This is a genomic window from Ruegeria sp. YTSA168 (assembly GCF_059610045.1).
In genome coordinates this window covers 345,251-362,747 of the sequence record NZ_JBXWMW010000004.1, presented here as the reverse complement: position 1 = coordinate 362,747, position 17,497 = coordinate 345,251, and the positions used below count along the sequence as shown (strand labels likewise).

Here is a 17,497-nt window from a genome sequence, read left to right as displayed (position 1 = left end):
CTCTTAGCGCGATACACTTCATCTATAATAGTCCACGGAAGGGAAAGTCATGACCGAACCTGCCGACCTCGTATCCGAGATCGAAGCGCTGGAAACCAAGTTGCAGGAGGCCAAGGCCTCGATCACCCGCCGCTTCATCGGGCAGGAGAGGGTTGTGGACCTGACCCTGACAGCGCTTTTGTGTGGCGGGCACGCATTGTTGATTGGTCTGCCGGGTCTTGGGAAGACGAGATTGGTCGAGACGCTGTCGACCGTGATGGGCCTGCATGGCAACCGCATTCAGTTCACGCCCGACCTGATGCCTGCCGATATTCTGGGGTCCGAGGTTCTGGACACGGCGGATGACGGCAGCCGTCATTTCCGGTTCATCTCAGGCCCGATCTTTTGTCAATTGCTGATGGCGGATGAGATCAACCGCGCCAGCCCTCGAACTCAGTCGGCCCTGCTTCAGGCGATGCAAGAGCGGACTGTGACCGTGGCGGGCGAGGATCGCTCGCTGGGTGTACCCTTCCACGTGCTGGCCACCCAGAACCCAATTGAGCAGGAGGGCACCTATCCCTTGCCCGAGGCGCAGTTGGACCGGTTCCTTGTTCAGATCGATGTTGAATACCCGGATCGTCAGACTGAGCGGGACATTCTGCTGGCCACCACAGGCGTCGAAGAAGATGACGCGCATCAGATTTTCACCAAAGAGGAATTGCTCGCCGCGCAAGTCCTGTTGCGCCGGATGCCGGTGGGGGATTCGGTTGTCGAACTGATCCTCGATCTCGTTCGCGCCTTCCGCCCGGATGAAGCGGGCGTGTCCGAGCGGGTCAAGGAAACCGTCGCCTGGGGGCCCGGTCCCCGTGCGGCACAGGCGTTGATGATGACGGTTCGGGCGCGTGCTATGCTGCAAGGGCGTTTGGCGCCGAATGCCGAAGATGTGCTGGATATGGCTCGCCCGGTGCTGAGTCATCGGATGGCGCTGAACTTTGCGGCACGGGCGCGGGGCGACAGCTTGTCAGATCTCATCGAATCCACCGCCGCTGGACTGATCCGAACCGAGGCTGCAGCGTGAATGCAGCGCTGACCCTTCGAGAACGATCCGAGGCCGAGGCATCGCGGCTGCCGCCCCTGTTGGCGCGCGCCGAACACCTGGCCGGAACCGTTTTGTTGGGCGACCATGGTCGGCGGCGATCCGGTATGGGCGATGATTTCTGGCAATATCGCCCTGCTCAGATCGGAGATAGTCGCCGGATGATCGATCATCGTCGATCAGCGCGAGGGGACCAGCAATTTGTGCGCGAACGCGAATGGCAAATTGCGCAATCGGTGATGCTGTGGGTCGATCAGGGCGCGTCTATGCGCTTTGCTTCGGACAAAGGCCTGCCTACGAAATCGGACAGGGCGCGGCTGTTGGGTCTGGCTACGGCCATTCTACTTGTGCGCGGCGGTGAACGTGTTGGCCTGACGGGCACAACCTTGCCGCCCCGGCGCGGCAATGCGCAGATCATCCGATTGGCGCAGGCCTGGTCCGACGATGATCAGGCGGACTATGCCCCACCTGAACACCGCGCCATGATCCCGCATGCGCGTGCTGTGTTCATATCCGATTTCCTAGGCCCAATGGATGAGGTTGAACTGGCACTGACCAAAGCCGCTGACCGCGGCGTGCGCGGTGTGATCTTACAGGTGTTGGACCCAAGCGAGGAATCGTTCCCCTATCGCGGTCGCACCATTTTCGAAAGCGTTGGCGGGACCGCCCGCCATGAAACCCTCAAAGCCGGAGACCTGCGCGATCGTTATCTGGACCGATTGGCGCAGCGCAAGGACGCGCTGACACAACTGTGTCGCGCAACCGGATGGCAGCTGGGTCTGCATCACACCGGCGATAGCGCGCAGGCGGCGCTGCTTTGGCTCTATCGCGCGTTGGACGGGGGCACGCGATGACGGTTCTGGCGGGCATAGGCTTTACCGCCCCATGGGTGCTGTTGGGTCTACTGACCTTGCCGATCCTGTGGTTGATTCTGCGTGCCGTGCCCCCCGCGCCGATCCGGCGCTTGTTCCCGGCGGTGACATTGCTGCTGGGGTTGAAAGATGACGAGAGCGTTTCGGACCGCACACCGTGGTGGCTGCTCTTGCTGCGTATGCTGGCAGCGGCAGCGATCATCATTGGCTTGGCGGGTCCGGTTTTGAACCCCTCGCGCGATGAAACGGGCACCGGGCCTTTGCTGCTGGTGCTGGATGCCAGCTGGGGTGGTGCTACACGGTGGTCCTCGACGCTGGACCAGATCGATGCGCAATTGACCGAGGCGGGCCGCTCAAGCCGCCCTGTCTCGATCCTGCGATTGACCGAACCGGAACCGCCGGTGTTTCAGGCGGCAGAGGCGTGGCGCAATCGTCTGCCCGGTCTGGTTCCAAATCCGTGGCAGCCTGCGGAGGCGCAGATCGAACAGATCATAGCAGCGCTGGATCAGGTAGAAGGCGGGTTTGATACGCATTGGTTCAGTGATCGGTTGAGCTATGACGGCCATGAAGGTTTAGTGTCAGCGCTGCAATCTCGCGGCGAAGTGACGGTTTATCAATCCCCTTCGGATGCATTGGCCATCCTTCCGGCAGCCTATCAGGATGGCGTCATTCAGGTGACGGTGTTGCGGGCCGAACCTGGCCCTGAGGAAACCGTGACCATTCTGGCGCAGGGCCGTGATCCTGCGGGTACCGCGCGCGTTCTGCAATCTGCTGAACTGGCTTTTGAGGCAGGCGCGACCGAGGCGCATATCGAACTTGCGCTGCCATCGGAACTGCGCGCCCGGATCACTCGGTTCGAGATTCAGGGCCAAAAATCAGCCGGGGCCGTAACGCTGACCGATGACAGCCTGCGCCGGCGCGAGGTTGCGCTGATCGCGGGGACGGTGAACCGCGAAGGGTTGGAGCTGCTGTCGCCGCTGCACTATCTGACTCAGGTTCTGATCCCCACAGCGGATTTCGTCGAAGGTGGGTTGCTTGAGGTTCTGCCTGCAAACCCGGATGTGATCGTTCTGTCGGACGTGGCGCAAATGTCCGACACGGAACAGGCGGGTCTGATAGAATGGGTCGAACAGGGCGGCCTGTTGCTGCGCTTTGCCGGGCCCCGCATGGCCGCCAGCGATCTGGGCCGGGACGAAGAAGACACGTTGCTGCCCGTGCGCCTGCGCAGCGGTGGGCGTACTGTCGGCGGAGCGATGAGTTGGGGCGAGGCCAAGACACTGGCCGCGTTCCCTGAAGCGTCGCCCTTTTACGGGCTGCAGATACCCGGTGATGTTGTCGTCTCAACCCAAGTCATGGCGCAACCGGATCCCAATCTGGCGGATCGGGTGATTGCGTCGCTGTCGGATGGCACCCCTCTGGTCACCCGCAAGGCATTGGGATTGGGTCAGGTGGTTCTGTTCCATGTAACTGCGGATGCGGAATGGTCTAGCCTGCCGCTCTCGGGCCTGTTCGTGGAAATGCTCGATCGTCTGGCCGTGGCCTCGGCAGCGAAATCGCGCCAGGTGGATCAGCTGCAAGGCACCACATGGGAGCCTGTGCAGATCATGGACGGCTTTGGTATATTGTCCGACGCGGGCACTCTGGCGGGTGTGGATGGCGTCGAACTGGTCTCTGGCCATATTGGTCCCGATATCCGCCCCGGTCTTTACGAAAGCGGTAAGCAAAAGCTGGCACGCAACGTGTTGGCCGAAGAGGCAACCCTGCGCCCGGTTGTCTGGCCCGCGGGTGTTCCGATCAAAGGACAGGAGGTTACCAGCGAGACGCCTTTGGGCGGCCTGTTGCTCAGCCTTGCACTGATCCTTTTGACCGTGGATGTGATCGCGTCGCTTGCGTTGTCAGGCCGGTTGGGTCTGGCCAAAGCAACGGCTGTTGCGCTGGGGGGTCTGCTTTTGGTGCCCCAGGCGCAGGCGCAAACGCCGGATGATACGGATTTCGCTCTCGCCGCTACACAAGAGTTGGTTCTGGCACATGTTCTGACCGGCGATGCGCGGGTGGACGACATCGCGCAGGCAGGCCTACGTGGCTTGGGGCAGACGCTGTTCTTCCGCACATCTGTAGAACCGGCAGAGCCGTTTGGTGTGGATCTGGAACGCGATGAGTTGGCCTTTTTCCCATTGCTTTATTGGCCGATCACACCCGATCAGTCGCAACCATCAGCCGAGGCCTATGCCAAGCTGAACGCTTATCTGCGGTCAGGCGGCATGATCCTGTTCGATACCCGCGATGCGGATATTGCCGGGTTCGGCGCTTCCAGCCCAAATGGGCGCAAGCTGCAGCAGCTGGCCGGCCCGCTGAATATCCCCGCGTTAGAGCCTATTCCGCGTGATCATGTCCTGACCCGGACCTTCTATCTGTTACAGGATTTTCCGGGCCGCTATGCGGGCACCGAGGTCTGGGTTGAAGCTGCGCCGCTGGATGCCGAGCAGATCGAGGGGATGCCCTTCCGCAACCTCAATGACAACGTGACGCCAGTGGTGATTGGCGGCAACGACTGGGCCGGGGCTTGGGCAGTGGACCGCAACGGGCAGGCATTGCTGCCGGTGGGTCGCGGTTATGCGGGCGAGCGGCAGCGCGAGCTGGCCAACCGCTTTGGTGTCAATCTGGTGATGCATGTCCTGACCGGGAACTATAAATCCGATCAGGTCCACGTGCCTGCTCTGTTGGACAGGTTGGGACAATGACCGGAACTGTCATCTTTGATCCGCTAATTCCATGGCCCGTGCTGGCCGTCGTTGCTGCAATTGCGTTTTGTGGGATCGTTCTGGCCCTCTGGCGAGGTCTGTCCGGTTGGGCGCTGCGCGGCTTGGCCGCTCTGGTCGTGATCGCCGCTCTGGCCGGTCCGGTGTATCAGGTCGAAGATCGCGCGCCGCTCACGGATATCGTTCTGATGATCGAAGATGAAAGCGCCAGCCAGTCCCTTTCGGATCGCGCGGATCAGACCGCCGAGGCCGCTGAGGCGCTGGCCGCCGAGATCGACTCGCGCGACAATACCGAACTGCGCCGCATTCGCGTTGGCGACGGGGATGGGGATGAAGGCACGCAGGTGATGGCCGCCGTAAACGCTGCGCTGGCCGAAGAACCTCGTGCGCGGATTGCCGGTATCCTTGTGGTCTCGGACGGGATCGTGCACGACGTCGATCAAGCGCCCGACCTGCCTGCACCGATGCATCTGCTGGAAACCGGGCGCGAAAGCGATTGGGACCGCAGGCTGATCGTCCGTAACGCACCCGCCTTTGCTATTATCGGCGAACCTGTAACATTGACTTTGCGGGTCGAAGACATTGGCGCGGCACCGGTCGGTGCCGCAAATGCACCCCTTGAGATTTCCGTCGATGGCGACGAGCCGCAGCAGTTCACCATCCCGATTGGCATGGACGTGGAATTGCCCATCACGCTGCCCCATGGCGGGCGCAATGTCATCCAGTTCACGGTCCCAGAGGCCGAGGGTGAGCTGACGGATCGCAATAACACCGCGCTGATCCAGATGAATGGTGTCCGTGATCGGTTGCGCGTTCTTCTGGTCTCAGGCGAGCCGCATCCGGGTGGCCGCACATGGCGCAACCTTTTGAAATCAGATAGTTCCGTTGATCTCGTTCACTTTACAATCCTGCGCCCACCGGAAAAGCAGGATGGCGTGCCGGTCGATGAACTGTCACTGATCGCCTTCCCGACCCGAGAGCTGTTTCTGGAAAAGATCAACGACTTCGACCTGATCATTTTTGATCGCTACAAGCGGCGCGGCATCCTGCCCGCGATCTATCTGGACAACGTGACTGACTATATCAATGACGGCGGCGCTGTGTTGATTGCGGCGGGCCCTGATTTTGCCACGGCAGACAGCATCTTCCGCTCACCGCTCGCGTCCATCCTACCCGCGCAACCAACCGCGCGCGTGATCGAGGAACGTTATGTGCCTATGGTCAGCGATCTGGGGCATCGACATCCGGTGACTACCAATCTGGGCGATTCCGAAGATTGGGGCGCGTGGCTGCGCCAGATTGATGTGAAACACCGCGCGGGTCAGGTTTTGATGACGGGGGTCGAGGAGCGCCCGCTGCTGGTTCTGAACCGAGTGGGTGAAGGGCGCGTTGCGATGCTGGCCTCGGATCACGCCTGGTTGTGGAGCCGGGGGTTCGAGGGCGGCGGGCCGCAGCTGGAACTGCTGCGCCGTCTGGCCCATTGGATGATGAAAGAGCCGGAATTGGAAGAAGAGGCGCTGTGGGCCGAGGCCAACGGCCAGTCGATGCGCATCATACGTCAGACCCTCGAAGAAGAGGTCGGCCCGGTCAAGATCACCCGCCCTAATGGCGAAACGCTTGAGATGACACTGGATGAGGTCACGCCCGGTCGGTTCGAAGCGCAGTATTTTGGACCTGAGATTGGTCTTTATCGCTTGCAGGAGGGCGACCTGATGGCCGTGATCGGGCTGGGCCCCGCAGCACCGAAGGAGTTTGAGCAGACCATCGCAACGGGCGATGTTCTGGAGCCGGTGATTGATCAGATGCGTGGCGGTGTCATCCGTTTGGAGGATGGAGTGCCTTCGGTCCGCAACGTTCGGGCCGGGCGACCGGCGGCGGGGCGCGGCTGGATTGGTCTGACGCCGCGCGAAGCCTATGAAACGCGTGATGTTACGCAGGCCGGGCTGCTGCCCCCTTGGTTGGTCCTGCTGCTTGCGGGTGGGTTCTTGTTGGGCGGTTGGTTGCGCGAAGGCCGCCGGTAAGGGTTCACACCTTAGTCGATCTGGATCGAGACCTGATCAGACGCTCCGTGTGCATCTACCACCACCAAGTGTGAAAAACCGCGACCGGGATTTGGGATATCAAACTCTCGCCGCCGCTGATCTGTCAGTATTGGAACCCCATCAGCCAACAGGGAAAACGGACCAACCCCGCCGCGCAGTTTGATGGTCAGGGGGGCTCCGTTCGTCTCTAACGCGGCATTATTGGGCGGAAATATCAGATCGGGTGCGCTTGGGTCTTGTTCAAACACGGCGCTGCGCGGCTGGAACCGTTGCAAAGGTCGGGGCAGTTCGGCTGCGCCGAGGATCAGAGTGGATGGAGGCGGTGGCCGCAAGGGCGTGGGCGCGGGTTTCAGATGCCCGAAGGCTTCGAACAGCAGGGGGGCCGCCAGCTCTCCTCCAAAGGCGCCGGGCACCGGGGTACCATCAGCGCGGCCTAACCAAACCCCGATGACATGCTGCCCGTCAAAGCCGACCGCCCAAGCATCGCGGTGCCCATAAGATGTGCCGGTTTTATAGGCCAACCCCTGCGTCGCCGCACCTGAAGGAGGCGCCAGCCCGGACAGAATGTCGGCCACCTGCCAGGCGGCGACATCCGAAAGGGTGCGCGCGGTCTGTACCCGGCCAGACAGCGCATCGTGATATAGAACTGGCCCCTGACCTCCTGCTGCGATCGTCGCGTAAAGTTGCACCAGATCCCACAGGCTGAGCCCGACGCCGCCCAGCGAGATGGCCAAACCGGGCGTGCCGCCACTTAGTTTCGGCTGCGTTCCGGCATCGCGCAGGGCGGCCATGACGCGGGCTGGGCCAAGTTCATTCGTCAACCGAACGACGGGGATGTTCAAAGACAGTTGCAGCGCATCACGCACCCGGATATCGCCGCGAAACATACCGTCGAAATTGCGCGGGGCGTAGCGTCCGAACATCACCGGGCTGTCGCTGATCAGGGTTTCAGGATGGGCCAACCCCTGATCAAAGGCCATGCCATAGATCAAGGGCTTGAGCGTCGACCCGGGCGAACGCACCGCGCGGGTCATATCGACAAATCCCTGCCGCGCGTCCTGATAGCCTGCTGATCCGACCGAGGCGAGTACGTCACCGCTGTGATGATCGGCCACGATCAGAGCGCCCGAAATACGCGGACCCGCTTCGGAGGCTGCTTGGGCCACCAATACCTCTAGCCGGGATTGAAGGCGCGCATCCAGGGTCAGATCGTGGGTCTGGGCCTCGGGGCGCGCGCGTAACGCGTGATCGGTCAGATGCGGCGCATGGCGTGGGAAGGGGCGCATCTGCGTGGGAACCGCTTCGGTCAGCGCTGCCTGCATGTCGTCCGACGACAGCACCCCTTGCCGCTGCATCCGGTGTAAAACGCGATTGCGGGCTTTTTCGGCATTCGCGTTTGCCCGATCCGGCCGGCGGGATTCGGGCGCTTGCGGCAGGGCCACCAGCAACGCTGCTTGCGCAGCCGTCAATCGCGTCGGGTCTTTCCCGAACCACGCCCGCGCGCCTGCGCGAGTGCCTTCCAGATTGCCGCCGTAGGGCGCGTGGATCAGATAGAGGTCCAGAATCTGCTGCTTGCTCAGCCGTTGCTCCAGCGCCAATGCGACCCTAACCTGGCGGAGTTTGCCGCTCCATCGTCCAGTGGGGCCATCCTCGATCAGCCGCGCAACCTGCATGGTCAGGGTCGATCCGCCCGAGACTGCGCGGCCATTCCAGAGTGCTTGACCCGCAGCGCGGATCATCGCAGCAGGATCGATACCATTGTGAGACCAGAACCGCTTATCCTCATACCGGATCAGCATATCGACAAAGCGAGGGTCAACCGGGCCGGGCTGCATCCGCCAGATGCCATCCTCGACCGGAAAAGCCCGCAGCAAAGCACCATTGCGGTCCCGCATCTCAACCGAGGTTTCGGCCAGAACCGGAGGCAGGATGGTCGCGTCGACCCACTCCTCGGCGCGGTCCCGTGCAAAAGCGGTCAGGTAGAGCGCACTGGCCAGCGCCATTAGCAATGTGGCGCGTCTAGGCATCCCGGTACCCTGCTTTTTGATATGCCGGACGGCGGATCACCGAACCTCTACTTGCCCCGTTTCGGTACGTGCACGGTTTTGCGGGCGGTACATATCCTCGACCGATGCTGCCGGGTGGTGGAACGAGCCCGGTGTAACTGCGCGTGCCACATAGGCCAACGTCACCGTCTCGCCCCCGGATAAATCAACAGCCGCCAGGAACCGGTCCGAGCGGAACTCGGTATGTCTGGCCTCGGACAGGTCCAGCCAGTCCAGCGCACGCACATCGCCCGAACGCAGCAGGCTTGGGTTGTCGATCTCGATTCCGGCGGCCAGCGGATCATCCACCATCAGCCGCGCTCCGCCAGTTTCAAAGGGCGTAATCGTCAGAACAGTGACGAACCGGTCGCCGGTGGTGAAGGAAGACGGGTCGAGCGGATCGCCGTCCATCGAATAATAGGCCCGGTTGATTGCATAGCCGGTGCCGCCAGCCTGCGGCGGTGTTGTCGGGATGCCGGTGACGGTCAGGGTGATGTCGGTCGGGTTCGCGTCGGTGGTGGCGATGTTCAACTGTTCCGCCAACCCGCTTTCCAGAACCTGAACAAAGGGGCCAGAGACCGGAACGCCATTCACCCTCAACCCAGACCCGGACGGGTCCGAGACCAGAGCATGGGCGGCCAGCAAAGACCAAGAGGCCTCTTGCGTCGACATATATCGCCGACCTGCGCTGATACGCTGGATCAGGGTATCGCGATCCACCGCCTGACTGCCCGCATTTACCGCAAGCGTCAGCAAACCGGCGGCATCTCGCAGAGTCGTGCCATAATCTGCGCGCCAGCGGTAATTCTCTTGCGTGGGTTGTTGAACCAGCATTTGGGCCGCACGCGTGAACATGGCGTCGGCGCGGGTCTGATCACCGTAAGAGGCCAGAGCCGCCCCTAACTGAGCCGCAGCCAGCGGAGTGTCGAACGCATCCCCCTTGGCATCTGCATAGTACCTCAGATCGCCCATCGAGGCCGCCCCTTCGCGCGCCAGTACCATCAGCGCATACGCGATATCCTCACCGCCCTTGTCGAAATCGGGGGCATAGTTGATGCGGTTGCGCAGGTTATCCATGGCCTGCGCAAAGGCACGACCTGGTACTGCGTGACCTTGTGCTCGGGCGCGCGACAGGAAGTCGGTGACATAGGCATCCAGCCAGAAATCCCCACTATTCGCGCGCCACAGGCCGAACCCACCGTTCGACGATTGCCGCGTCAGGATACTGCGGATCGAATCGTTGATGCGCTGTTCCACCAGCGGACCGTCGCCCAACCCGGTGGCTTGCGCGACCGATGACAGATAGAGCAGCGGCAGCGCCTTGCTGGTGATCTGCTCTGTGCAGCCATAGGGGTAACGGTTCAACTGATACAGCAGGCCGGGCGTATCGAACTTCGCCAAAGCGCCTGCAGACAGGATCGCCTTGGCCGATCCGGGTTGAAAGCCGTCAAAGACATCCTGCGTGAACAGGAAGCTGTCGCCCTCACCCAACGAAAACCGCCGTGTTTGAGCCACAACAGGGTCGTTCGCACGGATCGGCATCCGCAGAGTCTGTTCCAGATCCCGTCCACCCGGCGTCGAGATGGCTACGCTGATCTCCGGGTCTCCGACCGCAAGAGCGCGGATGGGGATTTCGAATGTCGCCTTGCCGCCGTCGTCCAGCACAAAGCTGGTGGGAGCATCGCCCAGTTCCAGCCCGGCAGAAGATGTCAGCCCCAAACCCATCTCTCCCGAGGGTCCATCGGCATGCACGATCTCCAACAACATCCGGCTCTGGTCGCCGGGGGCCAGAAAACGCGGCAGGCTGGCGGTGACAACAACCGGGTCGCGGACGATCATCTCGGCCTCGGCCTGACCTACGGCGGCATTGGACCAGGCCACCGCCATTATTCGCACGGTGCCGTTGAAGGCGGGCAGGGGGATGTCGATTTCGACCTCTCCATTTTCGTCGACCTGAACCGGCCCGCTGAAAACAGCCATCAGGTCCTGCGTCGGCGGCGGGGATTGCCGCCGCAGGCCCGAACTGTCCCCGCCGGAACGCACAGTTCCCATTGCGCCGTTCATACCATCGATCAATCGACCATAAACATCTCGCAGATCAACGCCCAGACGTCGCTGGCCAAAATAGTAGCCCTGCGGGTCCGGGCTTTCGAACCCAGTGAGGTTCAAGATACCAACGTCCACGGCAGCCAAAGTCAGCCAGACAGGATCATCCCTGTGCGCATTTTCGACCCTAACAAGGGCTTTTTGTGATTGTCGGGGTGAGGTCACCTCGGGTACGTCAACCGCCACATCCAGTGTACGACCCACTGGTTCGACGGTCGCATGGGCCACGCCCATGGCGCGCGCAGGGTTCTGGCCGGCGGCGACATCCATCGGGCGGATCACTGTTGCGGTGACATAAGCGCCCGCGCCCCAGTCCTCAGTTACCTCAAGCGGGATCACGGTTTCGCCTTCAGGCACCTTGACCATCTGGCGATGGATCACTCGGTTTGAGAGAACTTCAATCTGCGCCACTCCGGCCATGCGCGGGACGATGCGCAGCTGCGCGGTATCACCCGGCTGATAGCTCTCGAGATCCAGCGACATGTCCAGCCGGTCGGGCGAGACCGAGGCGTCGGCCGCCTGATACCAGCCCGCAGAGAACGCGACCGCTGTTTCCGCGTAGGCGCCGTCGAGGCGCTGAACGACCAACTCATACTGACCCCAATCGACGGGTTGCGTCAGGTTTATCGGGTCTGTTGTCGTTTCAATCTCGCCCGTCGCGATGCGGGTGCGGCGCGTGGTCGGCTCCCAATTCCAGTTGCCATAAAGCTGATACCATTGATAGCGGGTCTCCACCTTGTTCAGCGTCCAGCGCAGGCGCATGGGTTCCGGTGTCAGGTCGGGTGACAGACCGATGATTTGGAAAGCGGACTCGGTGCCTTGTTGAAGAACATCCTCAAAGAGCGGGCGCACCCCGATCATGGCCTGCGCTGGCTGCACAGGTGCGGTCAGGCGGCGTTCCACCGGACGGCCCGATCCATCGGCAAGGCGGGCGATAACTACAGCTTCGATCGGTGCGCCGTCAGTCTCTAACACAGGGATCTCCACAGCAATCGTGGCTTGCCCGGCGGCATCCGTGCGGGCGTCGCCGAAGTAGGTGCTGCGGGTCGATATTTCGGAATCGTAGCGGCCAAAGCGATAGGCTTCAAAGCCGGGGACAGAGTCGGCGCGGCGTGTGATGACCTGACCATCAATGCTCAGATCTGACCCCGGTGCGCCGAACAAGTACCGCGCGTCAATCTGCAGGGGCGGCGTGTCACCGGGGCGCAAAGGCGCATCCGGTAGCGACAGGTCAAAGTCGATGCGTTCGGGCAGAAAATCCTCGACCAGCACGGTTTGGCTGGCCAGTGCATCGCCTTTGGGGTCGGATTTGACCTCGATCTTCCACGCCCCGCGCGGCACATCTGCGGCGACAGGCAGAGCAAAGACATGTCCGCCAGCGACCCCGCCATCGGAAACAGCACGACGATATTCAACCCCATCTGGGCGTGACAGGATCACGGTCAGCGGCAGACCATCAATCGCCTGGGCGGTGCTGTCACGCGACAGGGCTGTGAGATGGATCACCTCACCCGCGCGATAGGCCCCTCGGTCGGTGGTCAGAAACACATCAACCGGTCCGGCGGGCGCGCGCCCTTCGACCCCGCGATCCGATAGGTCAAAGGCCGGGTCGGTCAGAGACAAGAAGCTGAAATCCGTATCGCCATTGGATGCCATAACCAGCGCAGGTGCGCTGCCGCCCCTGCCGCGTGTCAGGCCCGCATCAAAGCGGATATAGCCGCTGTCATCGGTCTGACCTTTGGAAATCACCGCATTGGCGTTTGAGATCAACGAGACGTCGATCCCCTCTTGCGGCATGGCGTCTGCCAACCCACGCACGGTGACATGCAGCCCATCGGTGCCCAGCGCGGTACTGATCCCCAGATCGGTCAGAACAAACCATTGGGTCGCGCCGGGATCGTCATAAGGGTCGGAGCCCGGCACACGTGCCGTTAGCGCATAGATACCGGCGGGTTGATCGGAAATCGCCTCGGCCATAGGCAGGCGGGTGGTCATGGTCTGGTTCAGCTCATTCGCAACGTCGGCCGTTCCGCTCCAGATATCCTCGGCAATTTCATCCGAGAACGCCCGTTCCTGCCATTCGTTGAGTGGGCGACCAAAGAAATCCTGCTGAACGGCGCGGATCAGGTTGCGGTCACTGACGCGCCGCAGGGTCAGGTCCAGTGTCGGTGTGTTGACTGTCTCAACCGGCAACGCGGCATCTGCGGCCTTTGGCAGAACGTAGCTGCGTCCCGGAAACCGAACCGATGGCGCGCGGTCGCGTACGTAGTGCGTCAGTTCAACGGTGCGGTTCAGAACCTCTCCGGACGCAGCCGGAAGCCCCTCGCGCAGTGCAAGGCGATAGCGCTGACCATGCGCCACCCCATCGACGCACAGGGATTTGCCGTCCGGCTGAACCACCAGCCCCTCATGGTTGCGCTGCACATAGGGGTCATAATCGACCCCGGCCTTGACCAGCGGCTCCGAGAACTCAACGCAGATGCGGGGTGAGGCGGCGTTGCTTTCAACGGTGCTGTCAATGACACGGAAGCCATATTTGCCGATGGCGTCGTCCAGGGCGGCCAGCACATCCTCGCGCGGTTGCACCTGTTCAGCCAGCCGCAGGGCCGAGACCATGTCGCGCCCGCGATCCACGGCTTCCAGCGCGTCAGCGAGTGTCATCAAGGCGGCAATCTGGGTGCCCGGTGCATCGGCCCGAAGATACCCATTGATTGCGGCATCGACCGCGCGTTGGCGCTGTTCAAATCGACTGCCATTTGCGGGCGGTCTGGCGACCTGCAGCAACCGGGCATATTCGACCCACAGATCCGGCGCGTCGCTAAGCGATACGGCGGCCCCCGTCCACAGCATCGCCAAGCGATTACTTTCGGCGGTTCGCGCGGCCTCCAGCAAAGTCTGCAGATCGCGGCCCCCCGCGTTGTGAGTAAACCCCAGGTCCCGGGCCTGTTTTGTCGCTCGGTTAAGGTCTTTCTGACTAAGGAAGTCCAGCACCTCAGCCCGCGTTTTCCCCAATATTAGGATCTGATCCGAGGTTGGAACCTTCTGAGCTGACAAAGCCCCCTGATACTCTTCCTGTCGGTTGACGCCGCTTTTGGGAAAACAGGCATCCGACCGGGTGTTATAGGTAAAGGCCGTGCAGCGCTGATTGGCCGAGCAGGCCCGAATGCAGGACGCCAGGTCTGTATCGAATAGTGCATCCAGATCCGAGCCATAGAAATCCGCATCCCGCGTGGTGACATAGCGAAATTCGGGGATCGCAGTCTGGGCCAGGGACGCTATCGGCAGGATCAGGCAAGAAATGATGTAAGCAATTGAAATAAATACAAAGCGGTGCATGACGACCTCCTATTCCAGCACAGCCTCGCACGCAGCCTGCCTGTCACGCAACGGCTTAAACACTTTTTCACCGGTTGACGGGATGCTGAGCGTGGAACGAACGGGATCGAAAGCAATGAGTCTTGCACAGAAACTGGCACAAGAGCGACGCGCGCGTCTTGCGGCCGAACGGATGCTGGAGCTGAAACAGGCGGAATTGTCCTCGGCCAACCGCAAGTTGGGCCGCCATGCCATGGCCCTGACCAAACGCATTGGCGAAACCCAGGCCGAGGTTGAGACGGTCCGGGATGAAAATGAGAAGGTCAAATCAGACCTCACCGTTGCCAATGCAAAAATCGAAGTGGCAGAACGACGCCTTTGGCATTCGATCCAGACCATTCAGGACGGGTTTGCCTTTTTTGACGGCGACAGCCGGTTGATCAGCGCAAACACCGCGTATCTCAGCGTGTTCGAAGGATTGGATGAGGTCGCGCCGGGTGTTTCTTATCTGCGAATTCTCGAATTGCTGACCAGCGAAGGGATCGTGGATATCGGGCAGGAAAGCGCGCCTGAATGGTGCGCACGTATGCAGAGACGCTGGACCCGTTCCAACCCTCCGCCCGAGGTTGTCCAGCTGTGGAACGGTCAGTTTATTCGTCTGATCGACCAGCGTGGCAGCGGGGGCGATGTGGTCAGCCTGGCGCTGAACATCACCGCCTCGGTCCGGCATGAGACCGAGCTACAGGCCGCCCGCGACAGGGCCGAAGCCGCGAACCGTGCCAAATCGGCTTTCCTTGCGAATATGAGCCATGAGATTCGCACGCCGATGAACGGTATCGTTGGCATGACCGAGCTGCTGTCCGAGACGCCGATGGACGAAGAACAGCGCCTTTACGTCAACACGATCCGCAACTCGGGTGAGGCTTTGCTGGTCATTATCAATGATGTGCTGGACTATTCGAAGATCGAAGCCGACAAGCTGATCCTGCATCCCGAACAGTTCGACCTGGAACGCTGTATTCTTGAGGTTGCGATGCTGTTGCAGCCCAGCGTGCGCGACAAAGGCCTGACCCTGCTGGTGGATTACGACCTGTTCCTGCCAACGCTTTTTGTTGGTGATCCGGGGCGGCTGCGGCAGGTTCTGACCAACCTGGTGGGCAATGCGGTCAAATTTACCATCGAAGGGCATGTGCTGATCCGCGTTACCGGCGTGCCCTATCCCGATCAGCAGCACTGCGATATCCATATTGCGATCGAAGATACCGGGATCGGGATCGAGGCCGACAAGATCGGGCACATCTTTGGAGAGTTCAATCAGGTCGAAGACGAACGCAACCGCCAGTTTGAGGGTACAGGTCTGGGCCTGGCCATCACCAAACGTCTGATCACGATGATGGGCGGTGCGGTCTGGGTGGAAAGTGAACTGGGGCAGGGCTCGTGCTTTGGGTTCCGTATCTCTCTGCCTACGGCGGAAGGTCCGCAACCCGTGCCGCCTGATCTGGACGGACGTCTGAAGAACGTCATGGTGGTCGAAGATCTGGCCGTGAACCGGGCGATCCTTGAAAAACAACTCAGCCGGATGGGCGCTAAGGTCACCGTCTGCGCATCAGGTAGCGAAGCGCTGTCAAAACTGGATCGATCGATCGATCTGATCCTTTGCGATCACGATCTACCAGATATGGACGGGCTGGAACTGGCAACAACGCTGAAAGATCGCGGTTGGGCCGATCTGCCTCTGGTGATCATGTCAGCCAATCCGGGTGTCATCCACGCCAGTCCCGCCCGGCAGCTGATCGAAGGCGTTTTGCAAAAACCCATCCCTCGCTCCGAACTTTATAGCCGCCTGATCGCACTGGGCAGCGCGGCGCTCAGCCCCGACCCCTCAGCCGAGCCAGACCCCGAACTCCGCGTCGAAGGGGGCAGGTTGATGCGCGTTCTGGCAGCCGAGGACAATCACACCAACCAACTGATCCTGAAGAAGATGGTAAAGGATCTGAATATCGAACTGCGCTTTGCCGGAAACGGGATCGAGGCGGTTGAGGCCTATCACGATTTTACCCCCGACTTGATCTTCATGGATATTTCGATGCCGAAAATGGATGGCAAACAGGCCACCGCTGAGATCCGTAGGCAAGAGATTGAAACCGGGCGACATGTGCCTATCGTCGCGCTGACTGCCCATGCCATGGCGGGGGATGATCAAGGTATTCTGTCAGCGGGGCTTGATCACTACCTGACCAAACCGCTGCATAAAAAGTTGATCCATCAGATGATTCTGGATCATCTCCCCGATGGCATTGCTCCGATCACACCTGAAACGGACTGAAACTGCCCCGCCTTCTTCTGTTCAAAAATACCTCGGGGAGCGCGAGAGGCTGGCCCCTCGCTCCAACCGCTTGCCCGACGTATCAGGCCTGATAAGGCCGTACAAAAACCGGTTTGTCCGCCTCCGACAAATCCGCACGATAAGCATATCCACCGCTGTCAAACTCCAGCAACGCCTGCGGATCGGTCAGGCGGTGTTGAACAATGTATCGCGCCATCGCACCGCGGGCTTTCTTTGCAAAGAAGCTCACGATTTTCGGGCTGCCCGCCTTGTCTTCCATAAAGACCGGCATGATGACGCGTAGTTTCAGGGCTTTCAGGTCCACTGCGCCAAAATACTCCTGACTGGCGCAATTGACTAGAATACCGCTGCCAACCTCTTCGGCCTGCGTATTCAGTGCCTTGCTCAGCTGGTCGCGCCAATATTCATAAAGGTTTTTGCCGCGGCGCGTCTTCAGTTTGCTGCCCATCTCCAATCGATAAGGTTGAATTGCATCCAAGGGGCGCAACACACCATAGAGGCCTGACAGAATGCGCAGGTGATCCTGTGCCCAGGCCATCTCATCTGTATCCAGTGAGGCCGCTTCAAGTCCCTGATATGTATCCCCGGCAAAGGCCAACGCTGCGGGGCGGGTGGCCTCAAGTTCGGGCGCATCGGCAAAAGCGCGATAGCGGTCTCGGTTCAGACGCGCAAGATCATCGCTGAGATCCATCAGCTTTTTCAGATCGCCAAGCGTCAGATTCCGGGCGGTTTTTGACAGGCGGATTGCGTCATCCTGAAAATCGGGTGCCGTAACCTCAACATCCCGCTCTGCCCAGTCCAGCCGCTTGGCCGGGGAAATCACTACCAGCATATCCGCCCTCTTTCCTTGCCTGTCCTGCGGTATCTAAGTCGTTTTGCGTTTTACCAAAAGAGCTTTTGTCGAAAGGCGCGGTCGACCGCAGGGAGAGGCAGCGT

General features: G+C 61.0%; 8 protein-coding genes. 5 read left to right on the top strand and 3 right to left on the bottom strand.

The window, feature by feature from the left end:
• The first annotated feature begins 49 nt into the window (after window positions 1-49).
• Genes AC2FFE_RS11055 through AC2FFE_RS11040 form a run of 4 tightly spaced genes read left to right on the top strand, consistent with a single transcriptional unit; the run spans window position 50 to window position 6,727 of the window.
• Complete coding sequence (locus tag AC2FFE_RS11055; protein ID WP_496818863.1) at window positions 50-1,057, top strand: AAA family ATPase; 1,008 nt, start codon at window positions 50-52, stop codon at window positions 1,055-1,057.
• Window positions 1,054-1,929 carry a DUF58 domain-containing protein gene (locus AC2FFE_RS11050; protein ID WP_496846641.1) on the top strand — a complete coding sequence of 292 codons (876 nt, stop codon included), beginning with the start codon at window positions 1,054-1,056 and terminating at the stop codon, window positions 1,927-1,929. Before AC2FFE_RS11055 ends, AC2FFE_RS11050 begins: the two co-directional genes overlap by 4 nt.
• Window positions 1,926-4,688 carry a DUF4159 domain-containing protein gene (locus tag AC2FFE_RS11045; protein WP_496846640.1) on the top strand — a complete coding sequence of 921 codons (2,763 nt, stop codon included), beginning with the start codon at window positions 1,926-1,928 and terminating at the stop codon, window positions 4,686-4,688. Before AC2FFE_RS11050 ends, AC2FFE_RS11045 begins: the two co-directional genes overlap by 4 nt.
• A complete protein-coding gene (locus AC2FFE_RS11040; RefSeq protein WP_496846639.1) occupies window positions 4,685-6,727 on the top strand; it encodes a hypothetical protein in 2,043 nt (680 codons plus the stop codon). Before AC2FFE_RS11045 ends, AC2FFE_RS11040 begins: the two co-directional genes overlap by 4 nt.
• An 11-nt stretch (window positions 6,728-6,738) precedes the next feature.
• On the opposite strand, the gene pbpC is transcribed toward AC2FFE_RS11040, so the two are convergent.
• Together pbpC and AC2FFE_RS11030 are read right to left on the bottom strand one after the other, a co-directional pair.
• Window positions 6,739-8,775 carry a penicillin-binding protein 1C gene (gene pbpC, locus AC2FFE_RS11035; protein WP_496846638.1) on the bottom strand — a complete coding sequence of 679 codons (2,037 nt, stop codon included), beginning with the start codon at window positions 8,773-8,775 and terminating at the stop codon, window positions 6,739-6,741.
• Window positions 8,776-8,811: 36 nt separating this feature from the next.
• The gene (locus tag AC2FFE_RS11030) at window positions 8,812-14,235 is read right to left on the bottom strand and encodes an alpha-2-macroglobulin family protein (protein WP_496846637.1); all 5,424 of its coding nucleotides are present in this window, start codon (window positions 14,233-14,235) and stop codon (window positions 8,812-8,814) included.
• Between the two features lie 115 nt (window positions 14,236-14,350).
• On the opposite strand from AC2FFE_RS11030, the gene AC2FFE_RS11025 reads away from it, so the two are divergent.
• The gene (locus tag AC2FFE_RS11025) at window positions 14,351-16,540 is read left to right on the top strand and encodes a response regulator (protein WP_496846636.1); all 2,190 of its coding nucleotides are present in this window, start codon (window positions 14,351-14,353) and stop codon (window positions 16,538-16,540) included.
• An 82-nt stretch (window positions 16,541-16,622) separates the two neighbouring features.
• On the opposite strand, the gene yaaA is transcribed toward AC2FFE_RS11025, so the two are convergent.
• Window positions 16,623-17,393 carry a peroxide stress protein YaaA gene (gene yaaA / locus AC2FFE_RS11020; RefSeq protein ID WP_496846635.1) on the bottom strand — a complete coding sequence of 257 codons (771 nt, stop codon included), beginning with the start codon at window positions 17,391-17,393 and terminating at the stop codon, window positions 16,623-16,625.
• Between the last annotated feature and the right edge of the window lie 104 nt (window positions 17,394-17,497).